Origin of the sequence: Streptomyces sp. NPDC015242, assembly GCF_043079125.1 — a bacterium.
Lineage (GTDB): Bacteria > Actinomycetota > Actinomycetes > Streptomycetales > Streptomycetaceae > Streptomyces.
Window position 1 is genome coordinate 324803 of record NZ_JBIBUF010000003.1, and the last position, 24160, is coordinate 348962.

24 protein-coding genes and 1 tRNA gene are annotated in these 24160 nt (G+C 73.3%); 10 read left to right on the top strand and 15 right to left on the bottom strand.

The window, feature by feature from the left end; all coding sequences use genetic code 11:
- Positions 1-41 precede the first annotated feature (41 nt).
- Positions 42-1388 carry a VWA domain-containing protein gene (locus tag ACF07N_RS12975; RefSeq protein WP_392111696.1) on the top strand — a complete coding sequence of 449 codons (1347 nt, stop codon included), beginning with the start codon at positions 42-44 and terminating at the stop codon, positions 1386-1388.
- Between the two features lie 32 nt (positions 1389-1420).
- Positions 1421-2809 (top strand): FHA domain-containing protein, encoded by a 1389-nt coding sequence (locus tag ACF07N_RS12980; protein ID WP_392111698.1) that lies wholly within the window; start codon positions 1421-1423, stop codon positions 2807-2809.
- A 42-nt stretch (positions 2810-2851) separates the two neighbouring features.
- Here the strand turns inward: ACF07N_RS12980 and ACF07N_RS12985 are convergent, their stop codons facing one another.
- Complete coding sequence (locus tag ACF07N_RS12985; protein ID WP_392111701.1) at positions 2852-3835, bottom strand: methyltransferase domain-containing protein; 984 nt, start codon at positions 3833-3835, stop codon at positions 2852-2854.
- 71 nt (positions 3836-3906) lie between these two features.
- Between ACF07N_RS12985 and ACF07N_RS12990 the strand changes: the two genes are divergently transcribed.
- Positions 3907-4320, top strand: coding sequence for a globin (locus tag ACF07N_RS12990; RefSeq protein ID WP_383327982.1), 414 nt, complete (start codon positions 3907-3909; stop codon positions 4318-4320).
- Between the two features lie 17 nt (positions 4321-4337).
- Here ACF07N_RS12990 and ACF07N_RS12995 read toward each other — a convergent pair whose 3' ends face one another.
- From ACF07N_RS12995 to ettA, 3 genes are read right to left on the bottom strand one after another with little or no spacing between them, the layout of a single operon-like run.
- A complete protein-coding gene (locus ACF07N_RS12995) occupies positions 4338-5006 on the bottom strand; it encodes a hypothetical protein (RefSeq protein WP_392111704.1) in 669 nt (222 codons plus the stop codon).
- Complete coding sequence (locus ACF07N_RS13000) at positions 5003-5413, bottom strand: acyl-CoA thioesterase (RefSeq protein ID WP_383327988.1); 411 nt, start codon at positions 5411-5413, stop codon at positions 5003-5005. Before ACF07N_RS13000 ends, ACF07N_RS12995 begins: the two co-directional genes overlap by 4 nt.
- A 2-nt stretch (positions 5414-5415) precedes the next feature.
- Entirely contained in the window at positions 5416-7080 is a 1665-nt protein-coding gene (gene ettA, locus ACF07N_RS13005; protein WP_311686583.1) for an energy-dependent translational throttle protein EttA, read from the bottom strand.
- A 208-nt stretch (positions 7081-7288) separates the two neighbouring features.
- On the opposite strand from ettA, the gene ACF07N_RS13010 reads away from it, so the two are divergent.
- Positions 7289-7834 (top strand): HAD domain-containing protein, encoded by a 546-nt coding sequence (locus tag ACF07N_RS13010; protein ID WP_392111707.1) that lies wholly within the window; start codon positions 7289-7291, stop codon positions 7832-7834.
- On the opposite strand, the gene ACF07N_RS13015 is transcribed toward ACF07N_RS13010, so the two are convergent.
- The 5 genes from ACF07N_RS13015 to ACF07N_RS13035 all read right to left on the bottom strand — a co-directional run bounded on the left by ACF07N_RS13015 (position 7831) and on the right by ACF07N_RS13035 (position 14314).
- Positions 7831-8136, bottom strand: a complete 306-nt coding sequence (locus ACF07N_RS13015) for a hypothetical protein (protein WP_392111710.1) — start codon at positions 8134-8136, stop codon at positions 7831-7833. The genes ACF07N_RS13010 and ACF07N_RS13015 overlap by 4 nt on opposite strands.
- Positions 8137-8429: 293 nt before the next feature.
- Positions 8430-9896: a Cys-Gln thioester bond-forming surface protein gene (locus ACF07N_RS13020; protein ID WP_392111713.1), complete on the bottom strand. Its 1467-nt coding sequence runs from the start codon at positions 9894-9896 to the stop codon at positions 8430-8432.
- 273 nt (positions 9897-10169) lie between these two features.
- On the bottom strand, positions 10170-10646 hold the full coding sequence (locus ACF07N_RS13025) for a single-stranded DNA-binding protein (protein ID WP_392111716.1): 477 nt from the start codon (positions 10644-10646) through the stop codon (positions 10170-10172).
- 227 nt (positions 10647-10873) lie between these two features.
- Positions 10874-12703, bottom strand: coding sequence for a GTP-binding protein (locus tag ACF07N_RS13030; protein WP_392111719.1), 1830 nt, complete (start codon positions 12701-12703; stop codon positions 10874-10876).
- A gap of 3 nt (positions 12704-12706) precedes the next feature.
- Positions 12707-14314 carry a dynamin family protein gene (locus tag ACF07N_RS13035; protein WP_392111722.1) on the bottom strand — a complete coding sequence of 536 codons (1608 nt, stop codon included), beginning with the start codon at positions 14312-14314 and terminating at the stop codon, positions 12707-12709.
- Positions 14315-14635: 321 nt separating this feature from the next.
- Between ACF07N_RS13035 and ACF07N_RS13040 the strand changes: the two genes are divergently transcribed.
- From ACF07N_RS13040 to ACF07N_RS13055, 4 genes are all read left to right on the top strand, one after another.
- Positions 14636-14708: transfer RNA gene (locus tag ACF07N_RS13040), tRNA-Arg, on the top strand.
- A 144-nt stretch (positions 14709-14852) separates the two neighbouring features.
- Positions 14853-15782 (top strand): hypothetical protein, encoded by a 930-nt coding sequence (locus ACF07N_RS13045; protein WP_392112409.1) that lies wholly within the window; start codon positions 14853-14855, stop codon positions 15780-15782.
- Between the two features lie 154 nt (positions 15783-15936).
- A complete protein-coding gene (locus ACF07N_RS13050) occupies positions 15937-16896 on the top strand; it encodes a D-2-hydroxyacid dehydrogenase family protein (RefSeq protein WP_392111725.1) in 960 nt (319 codons plus the stop codon).
- 120 nt (positions 16897-17016) lie between these two features.
- Positions 17017-17298 carry a chaplin gene (locus tag ACF07N_RS13055; RefSeq protein WP_392111728.1) on the top strand — a complete coding sequence of 94 codons (282 nt, stop codon included), beginning with the start codon at positions 17017-17019 and terminating at the stop codon, positions 17296-17298.
- Positions 17299-17372: 74 nt separating this feature from the next.
- Here the strand turns inward: ACF07N_RS13055 and ACF07N_RS13060 are convergent, their stop codons facing one another.
- From ACF07N_RS13060 to chpG, 6 genes are all read right to left on the bottom strand, one after another.
- Entirely contained in the window at positions 17373-18239 is an 867-nt protein-coding gene (locus ACF07N_RS13060) for a tyrosinase family protein (RefSeq protein ID WP_392111730.1), read from the bottom strand.
- On the bottom strand, positions 18223-18729 hold the full coding sequence (locus ACF07N_RS13065) for a tyrosinase family oxidase copper chaperone (protein ID WP_392111733.1): 507 nt from the start codon (positions 18727-18729) through the stop codon (positions 18223-18225). The genes ACF07N_RS13060 and ACF07N_RS13065 overlap by 17 nt, the downstream gene beginning before the upstream one ends.
- A 106-nt stretch (positions 18730-18835) precedes the next feature.
- Positions 18836-19354 (bottom strand): hypothetical protein, encoded by a 519-nt coding sequence (locus tag ACF07N_RS13070; RefSeq protein ID WP_365744618.1) that lies wholly within the window; start codon positions 19352-19354, stop codon positions 18836-18838.
- Between the two features lie 137 nt (positions 19355-19491).
- The gene (locus ACF07N_RS13075) at positions 19492-19776 is read right to left on the bottom strand and encodes a hypothetical protein (protein ID WP_383328029.1); all 285 of its coding nucleotides are present in this window, start codon (positions 19774-19776) and stop codon (positions 19492-19494) included.
- A 178-nt stretch (positions 19777-19954) separates the two neighbouring features.
- Entirely contained in the window at positions 19955-20590 is a 636-nt protein-coding gene (locus ACF07N_RS13080; protein WP_383328032.1) for a hypothetical protein, read from the bottom strand.
- A gap of 259 nt (positions 20591-20849) precedes the next feature.
- Positions 20850-21089 carry a chaplin ChpG gene (gene chpG / locus ACF07N_RS13085; protein WP_062926927.1) on the bottom strand — a complete coding sequence of 80 codons (240 nt, stop codon included), beginning with the start codon at positions 21087-21089 and terminating at the stop codon, positions 20850-20852.
- Positions 21090-21569: 480 nt separating this feature from the next.
- Here chpG and ACF07N_RS13090 point away from each other — a divergent pair, with 480 nt between their 5' ends.
- Both ACF07N_RS13090 and ACF07N_RS13095 read left to right on the top strand, forming a co-directional pair.
- Positions 21570-22733, top strand: a complete 1164-nt coding sequence (locus ACF07N_RS13090) for a glycosyltransferase family 4 protein (RefSeq protein ID WP_392111739.1) — start codon at positions 21570-21572, stop codon at positions 22731-22733.
- Positions 22730-24154 (top strand): exopolysaccharide biosynthesis polyprenyl glycosylphosphotransferase, encoded by a 1425-nt coding sequence (locus tag ACF07N_RS13095; protein ID WP_392111742.1) that lies wholly within the window; start codon positions 22730-22732, stop codon positions 24152-24154. The genes ACF07N_RS13090 and ACF07N_RS13095 overlap by 4 nt, the downstream gene beginning before the upstream one ends.
- Positions 24155-24160 lie beyond the last annotated feature (6 nt).

A 24160-nucleotide genomic window follows, 5' to 3' on the forward strand; every position in this document is an offset into this window, starting at 1 on the left:
CCCCGCCGCGGCGGGGGCTTTGAAGGGGGATCGAAGCAGGCATGGCCAATTTCTCGAAGTCGAACGTGCCCCGGTTCTCGGTGGACGTGTACCAGAACGAGTACCTGCCGGAGGGTTCCGGCGAGGTCAACGCCATCGTCACGGTGACGGCGACCGGCGGCGGCACGATCGGCAGCGCGGTCGCGGCGCCCCAGCTCTACGCGCCCGGCCAGGGCCCGTCCGCCGCCGTGGCGGTCATGGTCGACTGCTCGGGGTCGATGGACTACCCGCCGACCAAGATGCGCAACGCCCGGGACGCCACGGCCGCCGCGATCGACACCCTGCGCGACGGCGTGCACTTCGCGGTGATCGGCGGGACGCACGTGGCGAAGGAGGTCTACCCGGGCGGCGGCCGGGTCGCGGTCGCCGACGCCACCACCCGGGCCCAGGCCAAGCAGGCGCTGCGTTCGCTGAGCGCGGGCGGCGGTACGGCGATCGGCACCTGGCTGCGGCTGGCCGACCGCCTGCTGTCCTCGACGGACGTCGCCATCCGGCACGGCATCCTGCTCACCGACGGCCGCAACGAGCACGAGTCGCCCGAGGACCTGAAGGCCGCGCTCGACGCGTGCGCCGGGCGCTTCACGTGTGACGCGCGCGGCGTGGGCACCGACTGGGAAGTGAAAGAAGTCACAGGCATCGCCTCCGCCCTGCTCGGCACGGCCGACATCGTCGCCGATCCGGCCGGGCTCGCCGCCGACTTCACGCGCATGATGGAGACGGCGATGGGCAAGGAGGTCGCGGACGTCTCCCTGCGGCTGTGGACCCCGGTGGGCACGACGGTGAGGTTCGTCAAGCAGGTCGCCCCCACCGTCGAGGAACTGACCGGCCGGCGCACCGAGGCGGGCCCGCGCGCGGGCGACTATCCCCTGGGTTCCTGGGGCGACGAGTCCCGTGACTACCACGTCTGCGTGGAGGTGCCGCCCGCCGGCCTCGGCCAGGAGATGCTCGCGGCCCGGATCTCGCTGGTCGTTCCGCAGCCCGACGGCAGCGTCCAGAACCTCGGCGCGCAGGGCCTGGTGCGGGCCGTGTGGACCGACGACATGGTCGCCTCGACGTCGATCAACCCGCAGGTGGCCCACTACACCGGGCAGGCCGAACTGGCACAAGTCATCCAACAGGGGCTGGACCTGCGCAAGTCGGGCGATATCGACGGAGCAACGGCCAAACTGGGCCGGGCCGTTCAGCTCGCGAGTGCCTCCGGGAACGCCGATACTGCGAAACTGCTTGCGAAGGTGGTGGACGTGGTCGACGCCGCGACCGGTACTGTGCGACTGAAGGCGAAGGTCGAGGAGGCGGACGAGATGACGCTCGAAACCCGGTCCACCAAGACCGTTCGCGTGAAGAAGTGACCTAGAAGAGATCGAAGGAGGGACGCGCCGACATGCCGACCTGCCCGAACGGACACCAGTCGGGTTCCGACGACTGGTGCGAGGTCTGCGGTCACCGCATGGCGGGTGCCGTGCCTCCGCCTCCCCCGCCGCCCCCGCCCGGCGGCTACGGCTTCCCGCCCCCCGCCGGTCCCGGCGGCCCGGGTGGCCAGCCCGGTGGCCGCCCGCCGCACCTGTCCGCCGTGCCCAACGCCGAGCCGGAGCTCTGCCCGCAGTGCCGCACGCCCCGTGAGGGCGGCGCGCCCTTCTGCGAGGAGTGCCGGTGGAACTTCCTGACGAACACGGCGACCTCGTACACGCCCGCGGCCCCGCCCCCGCCGGCGCCCGGCCAGGGCGTGCGCTTCCAGCAGCCCGGCCGGCCCGGCCCGTCGGGTCCGTCCTACGGCGGCGGTGACGGGTTCGACTACCAGAGCTCCCGTCCCTCGCAGATGAACCGTCCGGCCGAGCCGATCCCGCCCTTCGGCGCCGACCCGTCCGGCCGGCCCGGCCAGGGCGGCCCCGGCGGTCCTCCCGAACCCGGCGGTCATCCCGGCCAGGGCGGTCATCCCGGCCAGGGCGGTCCGGGCGGCCACCCCGGTCCCGGTGGCCCCGGCAGCCCCTCCGGCTCGCCCGGATTCGGTCCCGACCCGTCCCGTCCGGTCCCGCCGCCGCCCGGCCCGGGCGGCCACGGCGGTCCCGGCGGTCCCGGTGGCCACGGCGGTCCCGGCGGCCCCGGTGGTGCTCCGCAGGCGTTCCACCCGTCCGGCCCGCCGGCCCCGCCCGGTTTCCCGCAGGAGACCCGGCGGCCGCCGCAGCAGGGCGGTCCGTCCTTCGGCGGCGGTGACGACGACTGGGTGCTCTCCCCTCCGTCCGGTGGCCCGGGCGGACCCGGCGGCCCCGGGCAGGGCGGCGGCTACGGCTACCCGCAGCCCGGCGCCACCCAGGCCCCGCCCGGCCCCGGCGGCTTCCCGCAGCAGCCGCAGGCCCCCCAGGGCCCGGCGACGTGGACCGCGACGATCGGCCCGGACCGTGAGTACTTCATGGCGATGATGCAGCGCTCCGGCCCCGAGGCCGCGGGCCTGAACCTGCCCGCGTACTCGCCCGAGCAGCAGCGCACGCTCACCGGCAACCAGATCACGATCGGCCGCCGCCGCCACTCCACCGGCGACACCCCCGACATCGACCTGTCGACGCCGCCGGAGGACCCGGGCGTCTCGCACCAGCACGCGGTGCTGGTGCAGCAGCCGGACGGCAGCTGGGCGGTCGTCGACCAGAACTCGACGAACGGCACGACGGTCAACGGCTCGGAGGAGCCGATCCAGCCGTTCGTCCCGGTACCGCTGCAGGACGGCGACCGGGTGCACGTCGGCGCCTGGACGACGATCACGATCCGCCGCGGCTGACCCCGCCCGCCCGGCTCACGGGGCCGGGCGCCGGACCGGAGATCAGGACGGGAGGGGCCAGGCGTACGGCCCCTCCGGGTCGTCCAGCCAGGCCCACTCCCGGTCCCCGCCGACGGTGATGCCGTAGCGCTCGCGCCGCGGCCTGCCCTCCTGCTCCCACAGCGCGTGGGCCTCCTGCGGATCGAGGCTGCCGCGGGTCAGGGCCAGCAGGAAGCGGAACAGGTCGTCCTCCCTGGCCCGGTGCGGCACCCCGCCCAGCGGGAGCGGTTCCGCCCCCGGCCCGCTCCCGCCGCGCAGCGGCACGAAGTAGGCGGGCGTGGGCAGGAACCGCCCCTTGGCGTGCCCCGCGTCCTCGACCGTGAGCACGATCAGTCCGGTGGCGAGCGGCGTGAGGACCCGTCCGCCCGGGCGGCACTGCGCGAGCCAGGCCCGCGGCACGCTGCTGAGGGCGCAGGTGGCGATGATCCGGTCGAACGGCGCGCGTTCGGGCACGCCCCGGGCGCCGTCGCCGGTGACGACGACCGGACGGTACCCCGCCACCGCGAGGTGCCGGCGGGCCGACTCGGTGATCTCCGGGTCCAGGTCGACGGTGGTGACGTGGTCGTCGCCGAGCCGGTGGGCGAGCAGCGCCGCGTTGTACCCGGTCCCGGCGCCGATCTCCAGGACGCGGTGACCGTCCCGTACCTCCAGCGCGACCAGCATCTGAGCCATCAGGGACGGCTGGCTGCTGGACGACAGCAGCTCACCGTCCCGCAGCCGGGTCGCCAGCGGGGTGTCCTCGTAGGCGCCGCGCAGCCACCGCTCGCGCGCCTCCCGTTCCGGGCTCTCGCCCCAGCGGCGTTCGAAACCGCCGGCGACGGCGACGTAGTAGTAGGGCACGAAGAGGTGCCGCGGTACCGTCTCGAACGCCTCGCGCCACACCGGGTCGGCGGCCCAGGCCCCGCTCGTCTCGATCCGCCGCACCAGCGCCGCCCGCGCTGAGGCGGCGCGTGTGTCGAGTTCCCTGCCGGATGCGTGGCCGCCCATGCCTCCACAGTAAGGCGGGGATCTTCGCGCGGGACCTAGGTCTTCAGACCTATGCCGGTGCGTCTGAGACCATGGACGGCGTGAAAGAGATTCGGCGCGGCACGCTTCAGGAGCAGACCTTCTACGAGCAGGTCGGCGGGGAGGAGACCTTCCGCCGGCTCGTCCACCGTTTCTACGAGGGAGTCGCCGAGGACCCGCTGCTGCGGCCCATGTACCCCGAGGAGGACCTGGGCCCGGCCGAGGAGCGGCTCACGCTCTTCCTGATCCAGTACTGGGGCGGCCCCACCACGTACAGCGAGAACCGCGGCCACCCCCGGCTGCGCATGCGGCACGCGCCCTTCACGGTCGACCGCGCGGCGCACGACGCCTGGCTGAAGCACATGCGGGTCGCCGTCGAGGAGCTCGGCCTGTCCGAGGAGCACGAGCACACGCTGTGGAGCTACCTGACGTACGCGGCGGCCTCCATGGTGAACACCCCGGGCTGACCGGCGCCGGGGGCCGGTCAGCGGACGCTGACGTCCAGTGCCCCGAGCCCGGCCCGCCGTACGGCGACCGATCCGTAGGGCGTGCGCAGCCGCAGCCAGGCGCCCGAGGAGAACAGGGCGGGCGGTGCCCCGGGCCGCAGGAAGCCCAGCGACTGGGCGGCGTGCACGGCCCGGACGGGCAGCCGGGTGCCGCCGACCGTGCGGGACCAGATGTCCCGGCCGATCCGGTCCAGCTCGGCGCGGGTGCGCCGCTCGTCGGGCAGTTCCCCCGTACGCGAGCGGAACTCGGCGACCGCGGCGGCCACCAGGGACCGCAGCGCGTCCGGCGCGGGCAGCCCCGGCTCGGGCCGCCAGCCGCCGCGTGGCGGCAGCACACCGGCCCAGGGCGGGCCGGTCACCGCGCCCGGCACGACGGCCGTGGCGCCCCTCTCGTCCACCGACTCCAGCAGCTCTCCTGCGGACACCGTCACGTCCAGCGTGACGTCGAGCCCGTTCTCGTACGGCTTCGCCAGCCGTACCGCGCGGATCGCCAGCACCTCGAAGGACGGCGGCCTGCCGAAGACGGCGAGCGCGGTGCCCGCGGCCTGCAGACGCACCGCGGCCCCGCGGTCGTAGTGGAGCAGCCGGGAGAGGAAGGCCGCGAGATCCGCCGCCTCCCCCTCGTCGGCGAGGTGGAGCACCGTCATGCGGCGACGGCCTCCGCCTTGTCGTCCGTGTACTCCTGGAGGAACTCCCGTTCCTCCTCGGTGATCCGCCGCGGGCGCTGCGCCTCGAAGTCGAACGGCACGATCACCGTCGAGGCGCGCACGTAGACGACGTCGCCGTCCTTCACCTCGTAGGCGAGGGTGAAGGACGCCGCCTTTATCTCCGTGACCCACAGCTCGATGTCCACCGGGTGGTGCCGGTGGACCAGCTGCCGCTTGTAGTCGATCTCGTGGCGCGCCACCACGGACCCCTGCTGGAAGTCCTTGTCCGGGCGGAACAGGAAGTCGATACGGGCCTCCTCCAGGTAGCGGAGGAAGACCACGTTGTTGACGTGGCCGTACGCGTCCATGTCCGCCCAGCGCAGCGGGCAGCGGTAGATGTGCCGCAAGATCAGCCCCGGGTCAGCTTCTTGTAGGTGGCGCGGTGCGGACGGGAGGCGTCCGGGCCGAGCCGCTCGACCTTGTTCTTCTCGTACGACTCGAAGTTGCCCTCGAACCAGAACCACTTGGACTCGCCCTCGTAGGCGAGGATGTGCGTGGCGATGCGGTCCAGGAACCACCGGTCGTGGGAGACGACCACGGCGCAGCCGGGGAACTCCAGCAGCGCGTTCTCCAGGCTGGAGAGGGTCTCGACGTCGAGGTCGTTGGTCGGCTCGTCGAGGAGCAGGAGGTTGCCGCCCTGCTTGAGGGTGAGCGCGAGGTTCAGGCGGTTGCGCTCACCACCGGAGAGCACACCGGCCGGCTTCTGCTGGTCCGGCCCCTTGAACCCGAAGGCGGACACGTACGCGCGGGAGGGCATCTCGACCTGGCCCACGTTGATGTAGTCCAGCTCGTCGGAGACGACGGCCCACAGGGTCTTCTTGGGGTCGATGTTCTCGCGGCTCTGGTCCACGTACGAGATCTTGACGGTCTCGCCGACCTTGATCGAGCCGGAGTCGGGCTCCTCGATGCCCTGGATCATCTTGAACAGCGTGGTCTTGCCGGCGCCGTTCGGGCCGATGATGCCGACGATGCCGTTGCGCGGCAGCGTGAAGGAGAGGTCGTCGATGAGGAGCTTGTCACCGAAGCCCTTGGTGAGGTTGTTGACCTCGACGACGACACTGCCCAGGCGAGGGCCCGGCGGAATCTGGATCTCCTCGAAGTCCAGCTTCCGCATCTTGTCGGCCTCGGCGGCCATCTCCTCGTAGCGGGCCAGACGCGCCTTGGACTTGGCCTGCCGCCCCTTGGCGTTGGAGCGAACCCATTCGAGCTCCTCCTTCAGCCGCTTCTGCCGCTTGGCGTCCTTCTGCCCCTCGACCTTCAGGCGGGCGGCCTTGGTCTCCAGGTACTTCGAGTAGTTGCCCTCGTAGGGGTAGAGGCGACCGCGGTCGACCTCGCAGATCCACTGGGCGACGTTGTCGAGGAAGTACCGGTCGTGGGTGACCGCGACGACGGTGCCCGGGTACTTGGCCAGGTGCTGCTCCAGCCAGTTCACCGACTCGGCGTCGAGGTGGTTGGTGGGCTCGTCGAGCAGCAGCAGGTCGGGCTGCTCCAGCAGCAGCTTGCACAGCGCGACGCGGCGGCGCTCACCACCGGAGAGGTTGGTGACGGCCCAGTCGCCGGGCGGGCAGCCCAGGGCGTCCATGGCCTGCTCCAGCTGGGCGTCGAGGTCCCAGGCGTTGGCGTGGTCGAGCTGCTCCTGGAGCTTGCCCATCTCGTCCATGAGCTCGTCGGAGTAGTCGGTCGCCATCTGCTCGGCGATCTCGTTGAACCGGTCGAGCTTGCCCTTGATCTCGGCGACACCCTCCTGGACGTTCTCCAGGACGGTCTTCTCCTCGTTCAGCGGCGGCTCCTGGAGCAGGATGCCGACCGTGTAACCGGGCGTGAGGAAGGCGTCACCGTTGGACGGCTGCTCGATGCCGGCCATGATCTTGAGGATCGTCGACTTGCCGGCGCCGTTCGGGCCGACGACGCCGATCTTCGCCCCCGGCAGGAAGCTCGTCGTCACGTCGTCGAGGATCACCTTGTCGCCGTGCGCTTTGCGCGCCTTGCGCATGGTGTAAATGAACTCAGCCAAGAGAAACCGTCCGGCAGCTTGAAACTGGCAGTGGGCAGATACACCCCATCTTGCCGTACCGCCAGCCCTGGGCGGAAACGCGTATGAGTGGGGGGCTGTGACCTGGGGGTTCGTGGTGAGCGGCTGCCCGGAACCGCTCCGAAGTACCCCGGGGGGACGGCCGAGCACGCGATGCGGCGCCTCCAGCGCGCCGGGCTATGGTGCCGCCGTGACCAGTGCAGCCGGGCGACCTCTCCTCTTCCTCGATGTCGACGGCCCACTGATCCCGTTCGGATCGCCGGCCGGCCCCCCATGGGCCGCTGACGGCGGCGCATGGGCGCCCGCCGGTCCCGGCAACCCCTTGCTGACCCGGCTCGACCCGGCAATCGGACCGCGTCTGCTGGCCCTGGGCTGCCGCCTCGTCTGGGCGACGACCTGGGGGGAAGAGGCGAACGAGGTCGTCGCCCCGCGTCTCGGCCTGCCGCGGCTGCCCGTCGTGGCGTGGCCGGATGCCGAGGCGGACGACGGCCCGCGGGGCCTGCACTGGAAGACCCGCCCACTCGTGGAGTGGGCCGGCGGCCGGCCTTTCATCTGGGTCGACGACGAGATCAGTGGCGTGGACCGGCAGTGGGTCGATGCCGGTCACCCCGCCCCGTCGCTCCTCCACCGCGTCGACCCGGCCGAGGGCCTCGGCCACGCCGACTTCCGCGCACTCGCCGGTTGGCTCGATGCCGTCGTGCGGGGACGGGCAGGTCCCGGACGCAGCCGGACCTAGAGAGCGCCCCGCGGGCCGTTGCCGCGCGGGTCGTTCTCCTCGTACCAGCGTTCCTCCTCGCGTCGGCCCTCCGCGCTCGTGGCGTACTTGAAGCTGCCGAAGAGCACGGCCAGCGTGAAGCCGCCGAAGGCCAGCAGGAGGAGGAACGACAGGATCGCGCTGACGACAGCGGTGATGACGCCCCAGCAGACGTAGACGACCGCGGCGACCGTCACCAGCTTGGCGAGGAAGTGCCACGGCTGCGGGAGCCGGCGGTACGGCTTGGGCAGCCGTTCGAGGAAGGACAGCAAGGCCCTCAGCACCTTGTCCTCACCCCGGGCCGGCCGCGGCCTCGTCGGCCGGGGGCGGCCCTGCGCTCGTGGCGAGCCGGGGCGTGCACTGCGTCGGCGGGATGTCATCCGGTGCCTTCCCTCGCGTGGACGGTCGCCGCCCCGTCGTCGGACGCAGAGCCGCGCGTGCCCGTCCCCTCTGGCCGGGGGACGGGACAGCGATGCTAGGGAAGACGCGGCCGGGAATCGCCTGATGACCGGGATGCAGCGTCACTTGGTCGGAAGTGACCGGAGAGGGGAGCCGGAAGGACCTCGCGAGGGCCCGGTCAGTCTCCGGCCGGCGTCTCCCTGCGCCGCAGCACGATCAGCGTCGCCCCGCCGATCAGCACCAGGACGACGGCCATGCCGCCGATCAGGGGCGTCAGCCCCGAGCTGCCGGTTTCGGCGAGGTTGGTGTCCGCGGCGGAGCCCAGCGCGGCCGGGCTCGGTTCGGTCAGGGTCTGGGTGCTGGTGGCCGGCTCGGCGGCCTGGGTCCGGCAGTCGAGCATGCCGGTGAAGCGCTGGGTGAAGCCGCCCGGGCCGTGGACGGTGAAGTCGTAGGCCTGGTCCTCCCCGAGGGGCACCGTGATCGTCCTGGTCTCGCCCGGGGCGATCGTGTGCTCCAGCCCGACCAGGTCGAACGTGAACGGCTCGTCCCCCTTGTTCGAGGCGATGACGTCGACGCCGCCCTCGGCGCAGTTCTTCGCCGCCGACAGGGCCGGGAGGGGGCCTTCCGCCGCCCAGGCGGCTCCGGCCGTCGCCGACACCGTGGACTCGCTGGAACCGGCCAGGATCTGCGTCTGGCTGCGGCTCTCGGAGGCGAAGGCACGGCCGACCGGCACGGTCGTCGAGGCCTGAGCGGTCAGCGCCGCCGAGCCGGCCGGCGCGTCCTCGGGCACCTCGAAGAACACCTGCCCGCCGTCGGACGCCGAGGTGACCTCCTCGCCGCGCCGGTCGACGATGCGCACCCCGGTCGTCGCGGCGTCCGTGGGCGGGGTGAGCGTCACGCCCCCCGCGGTGGTGCGCACCGTCACCGGGCCGATCCGCTCGCCCGGCCGGCCGGAGACCGCCGGCGGGTCGAGGGTGAGCGAGGCCCGGGGCTCGGCCAGGGCGCGGGCGCTCTTCTGCAGGTAGTCCGCGAGCTGTTCGGCCTGCGGGTCGAGCGCGTCGACGGCCACGTCGTCCGAGTAGCGCCAGATCGCGACCTGCGTACCGGCCGCCGCGTCCTGCTCGGTCAGCGCGCCGCGGACCCCCGCCTTGCGGGCGAGCGCCGCGAGGTCGTTGACCTGCGGGTAGGAGTTCTGCAGGATCCAGCGGATCTTGCCGGCGTCCTTGTTGACGCCCAGGGACGTGCCGCTCCAGGGCGTCTCGTGGTACTTGGCGTCCCGCTGCGTGGGGTTGTGGAGGTCGACGCAGTACGTCTGCAGCATGCCGCCGCCCTCGACGGACATCTCGAACAGGCCGGCCGACACCTGCTGTTCGCCGGCGGCGCCGTGTATGACGGCGGTGCCGTAGGTCTTGAGCCCGGCTATCGTCGCGGCCGCTCCGCCCTGGCCCTCAGCCCGGCCTCCCGCCTGACCTCCCGCCTGGCTTCCCGTCCGACTCAGCGCCTGGCTCCGCGTCGTCTCGTCGGCGGCCGCCCGGCCGGCACCCGCCAGCGCACTCGCGGTGACGAGCCCGGTCGCCAGCGTCGTGACGGCGAAGCGGGCCGCCCCTCGCCTGCGTGCGAACACCGCCGACAACGAAGCAAACACCACATCTCCTTCGAGCAGGACCCGTGACGTGGGGGGACGGTCCCACCAGCAGATTCAGAAGCCTCCCTGGCCCCAAGAGCCTCGAGAGCCATTCCGGCATCCTAGGGAGGCGGCGGAGCCCGCCCGCCGGTCAGACCGTCCGATGAGTATTCCGACTCGTAATCGTTATCGCCAAGATCCCTTGTGAGCAGGGCTGATGGCCGCATCGGCCCTGGTCGTTCGGGGCGCTCTCGCCGATAAGCCGCAGTTCGGGCAGGCGGCCGGTGATTGACGTCACGTCAAGGCATGCGGCTCTACGCCCTGTTGGGTGGAGCCTGCCGGCGTGCTGCTCGAACCGTCCGGTGTGGTTTCCCAGTTGGGCTCCGGCTGCGACGGCGGGGCCGTGGTCTCCTGCTTGCCACCGCGCCGGAAGGCGGAGGTGCCCCAGGCCAGGTCGTGCCCGATCGCGATCGCGTCGATGTCGGCCGAGGTCCAGCTCTGCCCCTCGCGCACATCCGTGCGCACCTTGAGCCTGCCCTGGACGATCACGGGTTCCCCGACCGTCAGGGACGCCGCCGTGTTCGTGGCGAGTTGCCGGTTGGCCCACACCGTGAAGAAGTTGGTGTGCCCGTCGGTCCAGGTGCTCTTCTCGCGGTCCCAGTAGCGGGCGGTGACCGCCAGGCGGAACCTCGCGGACGGGCCGGACGCCATCTCCCGGTACACCGGCTGCGTCGCCACCCTGCCGACCGCGCACACCATCGTCTCGTTCATCGCGTAGCCCTCCCTCGCCCGGACTCGGCACCGGGCCGACACGCGTACGGGCCCGCCCCGTACGGCTGTGTCTGCCAGACTGCCGCCGCCGGGCCGGGGCCCGCTGAGCGCTGTGGACCGTCCTCAGGCTGTGGACAACTCCGTCACCGCCACGGGTGACGCCGAGCAGCCGAAGAGGGAGACGAAGGTGTCCGCCGGGCCCTGGGGGCCCTCGGGTCCTCGGGCCCTCAGGCCCCCACCACCCTCCCGTACTGCTCCCGCACCTCCCGGTACCGCAGCAGCTCCGCCGCCACCGGATCCAGCACCCGCGCCCTTCCGCACCCGGCCGCCGCCTCGCGCAGCCGCCGTTCCGCCTCCAGGCCGTAGCGCCGGCCCGGGCCGCGGGCCGCCATCCGGCAGCTCCACTCGATGAGCGGACCGCCGACGATGCCGATGACCATCAGCAGCACCGGCACACCCAGGTTCGGCGCCATGAACCCGATGATCTGCCCCAGCAGCCACAGCCCGCCGAGGAACTGCAGGATGGTCATGGACGCCTGGGACAGCACGGCCACCGGCCACCACCCCGGCCGCGGCGGCCGCCCGGCCGGCACCCCCGCGCGCACGGACAGCTCGTCCAGCGCCTCGGGCAGTCCCTGCGCGCCACGGGCGGCGGCCTCGCGCACCGCCTGGGCCCAGGGCGCGGGCAGCCCGGCCGAGGCACGGTCGGCCACCGTGCGCACGGCCTGTTCGACGCGCTGCCGTGCGGTGGCCTCCTCGTCGGCCTGCGCGCGGGCGGGGATGCGGCCGGTCGCGGGTTCGCCACGGTCCTGGTACCAGCGCCACAGCCGCAGCCAGGGCGTGCCGCAGGCGCGGTTGGCGTTGCGCAGCCAGGCGCGTTCGGCCGCCTCGCCCGCCGCCGTCGCCCCGACCGCGTCCGCGAGCCGGTCGGCGAACTCCTCCCGTGCCTGTTCGCTGAGGCCCGTCCGCCGCCGGGTGGCGTAGACGGGCCACAGCCGGGCTGCGGCGATGTCGACGTCGGCCGAGATGCGCCGGGCCGGCGCGCCGCGCTCGGAGACGAACTGGCCGAGCGCCTCCCGCAGTTCCCCGACGCCGTCGCCGGTGAGGGCGGACAGCGCGAGGACGGTCGTACCGGGCTCCCCGTACTCCCCGAGGGCGATGCCGTCCTCGTCGAGGAGCCGCCGCAGGTCGTCGAGGACCTGCTCGGCGGCCTCTCCGGGCAGCCGGTCGATCTGGTTGAGGACGACGAACATGACCTCGGCGTGGGCCGCCATCGGCCGCAGATAGCGTTCGTGGAGCAGGGCGTCGGCGTACTTCTCCGGGTCGACGACCCAGATGACCGCGTCGACGAGTGCCAGGATGCGGTCGACGTGCTCGCGGTGCTGTACGGCCGCGGAGTCGTGGTCGGGCAGGTCGACCAGGACGAGTCCGCGCAGCGGCGACTCGCCGTCCCCGCTGGGCAGGGGACGGCGGCGCAGCCGGGGCGGGATGCCGAGCCGTTCGATGAGGCTCGCGGCCCCGTCGCTCCAACTGCACGCGATGGGCGCCGCGGTGGTGGGGCGGCGTACCCCGGTCTCCGAGATGGCCACCCCGGCGAGCGCGTTGAACAGCTGCGACTTGCCGCTGCCGGTGGCGCCCGCGATGGCGACGACGGTGTGCTGCCCGGAGAGCCTGCGGCGGGCGGTCGCCTCGTCGAGCACCCGGCCCGCCTCGGACAGGGTGCGGCTGTCGAGCCGGGTGCGGGACAGGCCCACGAGTTCGCGCAGGGCCTCCAGCCGGGAGCGCAGCGGTCCGTCGTAGACGAGCGGGGTCACGGTCGCCGGGGCGGCGGAGCGGCTGTCGCGCACGGGGAACGCGGTTCCGGCAGTCCCGTCGGTGGTCTCGGTGACCCGGCGCGCGATGAGCCCGTCGTCCCAGGACTCCGGGGAGCCCGTACGGGCGGCGCGCTCGCCCTGCGAGGTGCCCGGGGACGGTTTTCCGGCGGCGCGTGCCCGGTTCGCCCCGTCGTCCGGCTGATCGGCGTGCTCGGTGGGGTCCTGGTCAGTGACGGCGGTCACCGGTCACCTCTCCTTCTGCAGTACGGACAGCGCGGCGATGAGTTCGGCCTGTGGCTCGGGGTGCACGCCGAGGGCGTCGAGGGGGGCGAGCCGGCGCTCGCGTTCGGCGTGCAGGACCCGGTCGACGTGCTCGGTGAGCAGCCGCCCGGCCCGGTCCCGCAGCCGCAGTGCGCCGTGGGCGCCGATCCGTTCGGCCAGCCCCTCCCCCGCCATCCGGCCCCGGCGGCCGCCGAGCAGGGAGGTGGCGACCAGGGCGGCGACCAGCTCGGGGTCGGGCGCGACGGCGCGGTCCAGTTCGCGCACCTCGTCCTCGGCGTGTTCCTCCAGCTCGCGCCGCCAGCGCCGGACGGCGAGCCCGATCCGGTGCTCGGCGCTGTCCGCCGCGGGTTCGCGCCCGGCGAGTTCGGGTGCGGCCGAGGCCGGTTCCCGCCGCCAGGCGTCGTCCACCCGCTCGTCGGCGGCGGTGACGGCGCACAGCAGCAGCGCGCTCAGGCTCTCCACGAGCGCGTCGAGGAGTTCGGCGGCGGTGCAGTCCAGGGGGAAGGCGCGCCACCGCTTGAGCGCGTCCCCGGCGAGCACGGCCCCCGACTGCAACCGGCCCCGCACGCGCGCGTGCTCGCTGTCGTACGCCCCCTCGACGGCCGAGGTGAGGCGCAGGGCGGCGGCGTACTGGGCGGCGGCGGCGCCGGCCAGCTCGGGCATCCGGGACTTCAGGGAATCCAGGACGCCGTAGGCCGTACGGGCGAGGACCTGCTGCCGGGCCGCGGGGTCCTGGGCCTGGTGGACGAGCCAGTTGCGCAGGTGGGCGACGGCGGTGGCCGGCAACAGCCCGCCGCCCCAGGCGGACTCGGGCAGTTCGGGCACGGTGAAGCGCGGCACCTCGCCGAGCCCCGCCTTGGTGAGCAGGGCGCCGTACTGCCGTGACACCTCGTTGACCACCTGGTGGGGCACCCGGTCGAGCACGGTCACGAGGGTGACGTCGTACTCCTTGGCGGTGCGCAGCATGTGCCAGGGGACGGCGTCGGCGTAGCGGGCGGCGGTGGTGACCATCACCCAGATGTCGGCGGCGCAGATGAGTTCGGCGGCCAGGGTGCGGTTGTCGGCGACCAGGGAGTCGATATCGGGGGCGTCGAGCAGGGCGAGCCCGGGGGGCAGGGTCTCGGCGGTCTCGACGCGGAGCACGCGCGCGGGGTTCTCGCCGGGGAGCAGCAGGTCGTCCGTGGCGTCCTGCTGCGGCACCCACACGCGGGTGAGGTCGGGCAGCACCCGCATCCCGCTGAACCAGTGGTGGTCCTCCGGATGGCAGACCAGCACGGGGGTCCGGGTCGTCGGCCGCAGCACGCCCGCCTCGCTGACGCGCCGCCCCACGAGGGAGTTCACCAGGGTGGACTTGCCCGCCCCGGTGGAGCCGCCGACGACGGCCAGAAGTGGCGCTTCGGGGTCCTTCAGCCGGGGCACCAAGTAGTCGTCGAGCTGCGCGAGGAGTTCGTCGCGGTTGGCACGCGCGCGTGGGGCCCCCGCCAGGGGCAGCGGGAAGCGTGCGGCGGCGACACGGTCGCGCAGGGCGGAGAGTGCGTCGAGCAGCTGAGGCCGTACGTCCAAGGTCACCACATGTGAAGAATGCCCAATTTTAGGGGAATTCTGAAGCATATGAGCATGTCTGCGCGCCGACGGAACAGAAGGGGCAGAGGGGACGACTGGGACACAGGCACAGGCGAGGCATAACGAGTGCACAACACCCGATGCGCCAGACGCCAAAAGCGATGCACGATTCGTACCTGCCTGCGATTATCAGGACCGCTTCACCGAACCTCCACATCGAGCCACGGAGGCGAAGCAACAGGGACAAGGACGCGGGAGCCCTATCCTTGTCCCCGGCAACGTCACGGATCGGCCCACACCCGGGCACCCAGACAGAGGCCACCACACCCGGCCCCCGTAGCTCAGTGGATAGAGCAGGCGCCTTCTAAGCGCTTGGCCGCAGGTTCGAGTCCTGCCGGGGGCGCAAGTCTCCGCCCTCCCCTTGGGGAGGGCTTTTTGCTGCGGCAGCCCGCACACGCCTCACGAGCACCCACCGGATCACCGGACGTGCCATTGGGGATACGCTCCCGGTCTTGGCATGGATCGGACAGCTGCCTTCGGGGGGATCATGAAGTTTTCGGCGCGCGCTGCGGTACCGCGAAGAGTGACGAGCGTGGCGTGCGCCGTCACGCTGCTCGCCGGTGGAGCGGTCGCCTGCGGCAAGGGCACCGTGGGTGATTCCGCGAACGAGGACCGGCCACCGGTGACTCCCGCGGCGGCCGTGGCGAAAGCAGCGAGGAACTCCGAGGACATCGCATCGCTCCGCTACCGGATCACCGGGACCGTGCCGGCGGCAGGGCGTCTCGCGGCCGAGGCCTCCATGAGCACGGAACCGCCGGCCATGAGTATGCGGATGACCACGACCGGCCAAGGCGAAGACCGCCGGCTGGAGGTCCGGTTCCTCGACGAGGTGATGTATGTCGGCGTGAGTCCGATCGACTCAGAGAAGCTGGACGGCAAGAGGTGGATCAGAGCCGACCGGGCCGCATGGGGCCGCGAAGCGATCGACAACAACTCCTACCGCGTACTGCCCACCCAGCTGGAAGTGAATCCAGCCGTACAGTCCACGCTGCTGACCGGCTCGAAGGACCTGCGGAAAACAGGAACCGAGACGATCAACGGCACGCACACCACCCACTACAGAGGAACGGTCACCAGCAGCGGCTTGAGGGCCGCCCGTGACGCTGCCGCCGACAGGGCGACTCGCGAGCGGCAGATCGCGAGCTTTGATCAGTTCATGGCTCTGCGCCTCGACGGCACGCTCACCATGGACCTGTGGATCGACAACGACAACCGCACCAAACAGTTCCGCCTTCGGGGCGATACCTACGCCACGCGAGGCGGTAACGAGGGCGACCCGCTCGCTTTCACCGACGGCGACCCTCTCGACATGACCGTCACCTTCCTCGAGGTCAACCAGCCGGTGACCGTCAAGGCCCCGCCGTCCGAAGACACCGCCGACGACACCGCGCTGGAGGACCTGGCACCGGCAGGCTGAGCGGCACCCCGGGAGACGTGAACGCCCGGGCAAGTAGAGCGTCTCGGTCTTCCCGCACCCCCACCCGCGCGCGATCATGGATCCCCGAACCCCGGATCCCCGGACACCCGAACCCCCGGAACACCCGGACCCCAGCCCGTGAAAGGGGCTCGCCGTGCGGCTGCGCTGTGCTGTGCTGGACGACTTCCAGAAGGTGGCGACCGAGGTCGCCGACTGGTCGGTGGTCGCGGACGACGTGGAGGTCGTCTCCTTCGACCGGCACCTCGACGGCGAGGACGCCCTCGCCGACGCCCTGGCCGGCTTCGACATCGTCGTCACCCTGCGCGAGCGCGTGCCGTTCCCGGGCTCGCTGATCGCCCGGCTGCCCCGGCTGAGACTGCTCGTCGCCTCCGGCATGCGCAACTCCGTCATCGACTACGCGGCCGCTGAGGCGCACGGCGTCACGGTGTGCGGCACGGCCAGTTCCTCCACCCCGCCGGTCGAGCTGACCTGGGCGCTGCTGCTCGGCCTCGCCCGCGGCATCGTCGAGGAGAACAACGCCCTGCGCTCGGGCGGCCCCTGGCAGAGCACGGTGGGCGCCGACCTGCACGGCCGCCGGCTGGGGCTCCTCGGCCTGGGGAAGATCGGCAGCCGGGTCGCCCGGGTGGGTCTCGCCTTCGGCATGCGAGTCGGTGCCTGGAGCCAGAACCTCACGCCGGAGCGGGCCGAGGAGGTGGGCGTGGAACTCGCTCCCTCCAAGGAGCGGCTGCTCGCCGACAGCGACTTCGTGTCGGTCCACCTCGCGCTGAGCGACCGCACCCGCGGCCTGCTGGGCCCCGCCGAACTCGCCCTGCTCAAGCCGACCGCCTACCTGGTCAACACCTCCCGCTCGGCGATCGTCGACCAGGACGCGCTGCTCGACGCCCTGCGCGCCGGCCGGATCGCGGGCGCCGGCGTGGACGTCTTCGACGTCGAGCCGCTGCCCGCCGGCCACCCCATGCGCACCGCCCCGCGCCTGCTCGCCACGCCCCATCTCGGGTACGTCTCGCGCGCCAACTACGCGACCTACTACGGCCAGGCCGTCGAGGACATCCGGGCGTTCCTCGACGGCTCACCGGTACGACTGCTGCCCTGACGTGCCTTCAGGACGGGTGATCCGGCCATGATCGCCGTGACCCGTGGTGAGCGGGCGCGTTGAACGGTGAGCACGGCGGCTCCACCTGCCGCCGGCTCACCGAGTCAGAAGGAGAACGTGATGTCTCGCATCGCGAAGGCAGCCGGTGTCGCGCTGGGCACGGGTGCCGTGGTGGTCAGCGGGGCCGGCATGGCCCTGGCCGACGCGGGTGCCCAGGGCACGGCCGTCGGGTCGCCGGGCGTCCTGTCGGGCAACGTCCTGCAGGTCCCGGTCCACGTCCCGATCAACCTGTGCGGCAACACGGTGAACATCATCGGCCTGCTGAACCCCGCATTCGGCAACGAGTGCGAGAACAAGGACGACCACAAGGGTCACCACGGCGGGAACGGGTACGGCCGCTGAGCCGTACGCACCCCCGTGCACACGCGGAGAGCCCCGGCACCTTCAGTGCCGGGGCTCTTCGCGCGGGTCCCGCCTCACGCGTAGCGGTAGATCCTCCCGTGGTCCTCCAGTTGCTCCGGCGTCACGTCCCACGGCGGCAGCTTCTCGTGCCGTGCCACGACCCGCCGGTACTGCGCGCTGCTCGGCCCGGGCGGCTTCGCCGGCAGGTAGCGGTGCTCGCGGTGCCGCTTCTGCCAGCGGGACCACACCAGGTCGATGAAGGCGTGGTGCATCCAGAAGACCGGGTCGTTCACGGAGGCGCCGCCGACCATGGCCCCGCCGACCCAGCGGTGCACCCGGTTGTGGTTGTGCCAGGAGGCGCTGCCCCGCCCGGTGCCCCAGCCCTCCAGCTTGTTGCGGAAGCCCTTGCCGGCCGTCGAGTCCCAGGGTGAGGCGTCGTAGAGCGGGTCCTTCAGGGCCCATTCCAGTTCGCTCCTGGTCGGCAGCTGGATCGGGTCCCGGGCGCGGCCGAGGTCGCGGGTGAGGAACTCCTCGTCCGTGACGCCCTCCTTGAGGGTCCAGTTGCCCTCCGCGTAGGCGAACGGCCCGGTCGTCACCTGGCGGTCGGAGCGCCGCCCGTCGCCGCCGAGGAGGTCGGCGGTCCAGGGCGTGGACGTGGGCGAGCGGTCGCGCGTCCAGTCCCAGTAGGGCACCGACACGGACGCGTCGACCTTGCGCAGGGCCCGTTCCAGGTCCAGCAGGAACCGCCGGTGCCAGGGCAGGAACGAGGGCGCCATGTGGGCGGTGCGCAGTCCGTCCTCGCCGTCGGCGGTGTAGTACTCGATGTGCGTGCGGACGAACTCGTCGTACTCGCCCCGCCGTTTCACCTCCAGCATCGCCTTCACGAACCGGCGCTTCTCGCCGGCCGTGAGCGTGCTGACGTCCTTACGCGTGTACACCATGCGGGCCGCCCCCCTCCTGGTGCCGGCCGGGTCCGTGGCCGGGCAGGTCGCGCAGGTGGCGCCCGGGGCCGAGTTCGTCGACGGCGGCGCGGGTCGCCGCCAGGGGGGTGGGGTAGGAGCGGTAGTGGTCGACCATGCTGAGCCAGCTGCCGTCGGCGCGGCGCATCAGGTGCAGCGGGCGGCCGTCCACCGTGACGTGCCACTCCACGTCCCCGACGTCCTGCTGCGGGGACGGCACCGGCACGCCCCGGATGCGGCGGCCCCGGTAGACCTCCTCGAACATGCCGTCCCCGGCGAGCACGTCCGGGTTCTTGCCGCCGGACTCCCCCGGCTCCCCGGACCGGGCGACCGCGACGACCGGGACGGCCGCGGCGCCGAGTGCCGCGGCCACGAGGCCGCGCATCAGGCCCCGCCGCGTCCGCCGCCCGTCGCCCTCGGGCGCCGGTCCCGCCTGCGCGCCCACCGGTACTCCGCCGACCCCTACGACCATGCTGTGCTCCTCATTCCGCTCGGGCTGTCGTAGCGGTAACAGCCCGAAGGCCCCCGCGGTCACCGCCGCGGGGGCCACACGAGAACTCCCGTCACCGCCCGGCGGCCTACAGGCCGGGACCGACGCCCAGGTCCGCGGTCGGGACCGTCTGCACCAGCGGGGTCAGCACGCCCGCCTGCGGAAGCTTGGCCTGGGGCAGGCCGAAGCCGTCCGCGTTGGGCGAGCTGAGCGGGGCGTCGACGGACAGGCCGGGAGCCAGGGTGCGCAGGTCGGAGGCGGGGGCGTCGACACCGACGTGGTCGAAGCCGGCGCCGAGGACGTGCGGCAGGGGGGCGCGCAGGTCGGCGCCGGGCAGTCCGCCGTGCACCGGGAGCTGCGGGATCGCCCGCTCGGGGATGAGCCGGCCCTCGACGTAGCGCGGCCCGTCGGGCGAGCCGGGCACGGGCACGGGGAGCTGGCCGGTGGCTTCGGGCAGTTCCACGTTGAGGGCCTTCTCGGCGCCGCCGAGCGGCACGGGGACGGGGACCGTGCCGACCGCGGCGGCGGGGGTCGCGGTGGCGGCGCCGGCCGCGGCCGCCACACACGTGATCACTGCGGCGAGGGTTCCTCGGGTGGTCGACTTCATCAGGGGTACGGTCCCTTTCGCGTGTCGGGGCTCAGCGTGCGTACCGAGTAACGAGCCGGGGAACCGCACCAGCGCACAATTCCCCCGACTGCCGCAGTAATACGACGGACCGGCCGCCGCTGCGGGGGCGGACGGGGTCACTTGGACAGCGGGAGACCGCCGAGCAGACCGCCCTGGGAGTTCAGCTTGGCCGTCGCCTTCTTGACAGTGCTGAGCACTGAGTCCTCGTTCTCGGTGTCGAGGGCGTTCGACTGGTGCTTGAGCGGCATCGGGTCGATGGGCTCGCGGGTGAGGCTGTTGACGGCGCCGTTGAGGCTGGTGGGGGTGACGTGCGCGGGGTCGTAGTCGGCGTGTGCGGGAGCGGCGCCTGCGACGACGGCGAGGGAACCGGCAACGACGGCGGCGGCCTTCAGGGACTTCATCGTGGGCCTTTCCTGGGCGACTCGGGTCACCGTGTAGGGGGAATTTCCGACGCCGTGCCTAACGAGGCCTGTGGGGAGCGGAAACCCCGTCGCCAGAACCTCATATGAGTCGCTGAACCAGAAAGTCGTGCCGGTCCGACGGGACCGGCACGACGCGCGCGGGGACGGGACGGGGGCTTCAGGGGGCCTTCGGCAGGGAGGACAGGCCGGCCAGGTCGGGCGCGGGCAGCTCGCTGCCGACCAGGGTGGCGGCGACGGTGTTGACGAGGCCCTTGACGACCGCGTCGACGGCCGGGGTGACCTGGGCGGTGTCGCCCGAGGTGACTGCCTTGAGCAGACCGCCGGTGGCCTTCTCCAGGGTCTGCAGCGCGTCGGCGACCAGCCCTTCCGGCAGCCTTTCCGGCAGCTCGGCGCGGTCCTCGACGGGGGCGGGCAGCGTGCTGGCCTGCGGCAGGGGGCTGCTCGGGCCGGTGGTGCCGGGCGCGGTCGTCTCCGGTGCGGCCGTGGCCTGGTCGATGGCGTCCTGCACCGAGGTGCTGAGCTTGGCCGCGTCGGAGGGCGCCAACTGCCCGCCGTCCGCCTTGAGTACGGCCGTCAGCAGGTCGGCGACCGGGGTGAGCACGCCCCCGAGGTGACCGAGGCCCTGGACCTGGCCGAGCAGTGCGTCCGCGTCGGGGACGGGAGCCCGGGACGCCGCGTGGACGCGCTCCGGGGCGGAGGCGCTGTCGGCGGCCATGGCCGCGGGCCCGGTGACCCCGAGCAGCAGCGTGGCGCAGAGCGCGGGGGTCGCGATTCGCCGTGCGGGCAGACGCATGGGGGTTCCTTTCGGTGGTGCGTCGGATCTTGTGCCCACCGTGCGAGTGCCCGCAACGCTCCGCAACCGAGGGAACGCACCAGGTCAGCCCCGTGCCCACGCGCCCGCGGCGTCCCCCCTGGTGAGGCGGCGTGCGTGCGACCGGCCCACCGGGCGGCGCGCCCGCCTCCGTTCGGCGCAACCCGCCGGGCGACGCGAACCGGCCGCCCTCCCGCATGGGTCCCACGGGAAGGCGGCCGGTCGGGGTTCCGGAACGACGTCAGTCGTTCTCGCACTCGTTGCCGAACGCCGGGTTCAGCAGGCCGATGATGTCGACCGTGTTGCCGCAGACGTTGACCGGGATGTGCAGCGGAACCTGGACGACGTTGCCGGACAGCACGCCCGGGGAGTGGGCGGCCGCGGCCTGCGCGCCGGCGTCGGCGGCGGCGATGCCGGTGCTGCCCGCGACAGCGGCAGCGGCAGCGGAGGTCAGGACCAGGCCCTTCGCGATACGCGACATGGAGAGGTGCTCCTTGGGGTTGACACAAACATCCGGGCGGATGCCCGGCGCTGTGTCAACGCGTGGCGTGCGCGCGAGTTGTGCCGCCAAAGGGGTGATCTCACCATGGTCACTCTCTTCACGGTTCCGACACACACGCCCGGTTTCTCCACAATAGTACGGGTGGCGACTAGAGTTGCGGACCTCTCCACGCACCCCGACAGCAAGCAGATCGCACCGATGACGGCCCTCTGACACGTCCTCCGAGAGGCCCCGCCGGTCCCGTGCGGACCACGGGCGTCTCGCTCGTCCTTTCGACCGGCCACCCGGGCAGACCACGTTCCGCGAAGCCCTGCGGTGGGGTGGTGACCAGGTGGCCGTCCGGCTCGTTGCGCAGCGGGACGCGGCGTGCGCCGGCGCGGCATTCGGCGCTGTCGGCACCGGCAGTGAGGCGCGTTCCCGCCGTCCCGAGCGCCGTCCCGTGAGCGAGGAAAACCGCGCATGCACCTGTCACCGACCGATCCCCCGCCACGAATCCTCCACCTCACCCAGCCCGTGGACGGCGGCGTCGCCCGCGTCGTGACGGACCTGGCCCGGGCCCAGCTCGCCGCCGGTCTGCGCGTCACGGCCGCCTGCCCCGACAGCCCCCTCGCCGCCCGGCTCGCGGCGCTCGGCGCGGACGTGCGGCCCTGGGCGGCCACCCGCGCGCCCGGCCCGTCGCTCGGCGGCGAGGTGCGGCGGCTCGCCCGGATCGTCGCGGACGTGCGGCCCGCTCTGGTGCACGCGCACAGCGCCAAGGCCGGGCTGGCCGGGCGGCTCGCCGTGCGAGGGCGGATCCCGACGGTGTTCCAGCCGCACGCCTGGTCCTTCGAGGCGGTCGGCGGGAGCACCGCGGCCCTGGCCCGCGCCTGGGAGCGGTACGGGGCACGCTGGGCCGGGCGGGTGATGTGCGTCAGCGAGGCGGAACGCCGGCTCGGTGAGGCCGCCGGGGTCCGGGGGCGGTGGAGCGTCGTGCCGAACGGCATCGACCTCGCGCGCTTCCGCCCGGCCGCCGCGGACGCCGTACGGGCGCGGCTGCTGCCGGATCTGGAGCCGGGCGTGCCGCTGGTGGTCTGCGTGGGGCGGCTGTGCCACCAGAAGGGGCAGGACGTCCTGCTGACGGCGTGGGAGGCGGTGCTGCGCCAAGTGCCCGGGGCCCGGCTGGTGCTGGTCGGCGACGGGCCGGACCAGGACCGGTTGCGGGCCCTGGCGCCCCGGTCGGTGCGGTTCGCCGGGGACGTCGCCGACGTCGTGCCCTGGTACCAGGCGGCGGATCTGGTCGTCCTGCCGTCGCGCTGGGAGGGCATGGCCCTGGCCCCGCTGGAGGCCATGGCGTGCGGCCGGCCGGTGGTCGTGACGGACGTCGGCGGGGCCCGGGAGAGTCTGCCGCCCGGCTGCGCACCGCACTGTCTGGTGCCCGCCGTCGCCCCGGCGGCCCTGGCCTCGGCCGTCGCCGGGCTGCTGGCGGACGCGCCGCTGCGCGCCTCGCTGGGCGACCGGGGCCGTCGGCACGTCCTGACCACGCACGACGTGCGCCGCACGGCTCAGGCGGTCGCGGACGTGTACCGCGCACTCCTGGACGGGCGCGCCGAGTCCACCGAGCACAGGGAGTCAGTCCACTCGTGACCGCGGAAAGCACCGTCCCCCCTCCCGCCGGGCAGCCCCGGGACGCCGGACTCACACCCGTGACGCTCCTGCCGCCGCGCGGCACCTCGGCAGGCTTCCGCCCGGCCGCCGGGCGTCCCCCGGCCCGGCCCGTGTCGCCGCTGCCGCTGCTCGCCGCGGACGGCACCGCCGCCGTGCTGGGCGCGCTGGCGCTCACCGGCACCCAGCGCCACCCGCTGCTGCTGGCGGTGCTGGTGGCCCTCTCGCTGCTGCTGCGTCCGCGCCGCACCGCCCGCGTACCGGCCCTGCTGGACGAACTGCCCGCCGTCTGCGCCCGCATCGCCGTGGCCTGGCTGGCCCTCGGGGCGTTCACCGCGGCCCACGCCCCGCAGCACGTGCTGTCCGCGCGGACGCTGCTCGCCGGTTTCCTGCTGCAGACCGCGGTGAGCTGCGCCGGGCGCGGCGCGGTGCACGCCTGCCGGCGCGCGGAGCTGCTGCGCCGGCCGCGGGCCGCGCTCGTGGTCGGGCCCGCGGCCACCGCGCAGCGGGTGGCGGCCGCCGTCCTGCGCCATCCCCGGTACGGGGTACGGCCGGTGGGGATCGTCACGGACGCCCCGGACGGCACCGGCGGACTGCCCATGCTGACCACGGGCGAGGAGGTCCAGCGGGCGCTGATCCAGAACGGGGTGCGCGAGGTGCTGGCCGTGCACCCCTCCGTGCGGGCCGGGCAGGGGCCCCTGCTGCGGGCGCTGGCCGAATCGGGCTGCACCGTCTGGGAGATCGACCCGGACGTGCCCTCGTACCGGTCGGACGACCGGCTCGCCGGGTTCTCCTGCCGCCGCCTCGCCCTCGGGGCGCAGCCGCGTGGCGGCGCCGGCAAGCGGGCGCTGGACGTCGTGGTGTCCGGGGCGCTGCTGCTGCTGGTCAGCCCGCTGCTGCTGGTGTGCGCGGTGGTGCTGCGGGCGAGCGAGGGCCCCGGCGTGGTGTTCCGGCAGGAACGGATCGGCCAGGGCGGACGGCCGTTCACGCTGCTGAAGTTCCGCACCCACCGCCCGGCCGACGAGCACGAGTCGGCGACCCGCTGGAGCGTCGCGGACGAACGCCGGATGCCGTGGTTCTGCCGCTTCCTGCGCCGCACCTCGCTGGACGAGCTGCTGCAGCTGTGGAACGTGCTGCGCGGCGACATGAGCCTGGTCGGGCCCCGGCCCGAACGCCCCTACTTCGTCGCCCAGTTCGGCCAGGCCTACCCGGGCTACGCGGCCCGGCACCGGATGCGCACCGGCATCACCGGCCTGTCCCAGGTGCACGGGCTGCGCGGCGACACCTCCATCGAGGACCGGGCCCGGTACGACAACGCGTACATCGACGACTGGTCGCTGTGGCAGGACGTCTGCCTGCTGCTGCGGACGGCGGCCGCGCTGCTGCGTCCGTCGGGGAGCTGAGGACGG